The organism is Paenibacillus sp. IHB B 3415, assembly GCF_000802655.2.
In the GTDB taxonomy this organism is placed as follows: Bacteria; Bacillota; Bacilli; order Paenibacillales; family Paenibacillaceae; genus Paenibacillus_AQ; species Paenibacillus_AQ phytohabitans.
The window spans coordinates 1-281 of the sequence record NZ_JUEI01000269.1; the positions used below are offsets into that span (position 1 = coordinate 1).

Here is a 281-nt window from a genome sequence, read left to right on the forward strand (position 1 = left end):
CACTCATCCGTATATTTCTTCCCGCATCCATGACAAAAACGGCTTTTACAAGTAAAGCAAATAAACACTGGCTCCGGCGTTCCCTTTGTGCAACCTTTGCACTCATATCTGGCATACCCCATATCCCGCGAACCGCAGCGTATCGCTTTATTCACCGTTTCCGTAATGCTGCTGTGAAGCCCCGCAGGCAGGTGATGTCCATGCATTTCCATGAATCCATGAAAGTGGTCCTTTAGAATCTGCCGGATGATTCCTCGTTTCTTCCATGTCTCCTGATTCTT

The 281-nt window shown here is 47.7% G+C and carries 1 protein-coding gene; it reads right to left on the reverse strand.

Features of this window, described 5'->3' with window-relative positions:
* Positions 1–251, reverse strand: a 251-nt coding sequence (locus tag QW71_RS42615; RefSeq protein WP_373604807.1) for a transposase zinc-binding domain-containing protein, incomplete at its 3' end; no start/stop codon positions are given.
* Between the last annotated feature and the right edge of the window lie 30 nt (positions 252–281).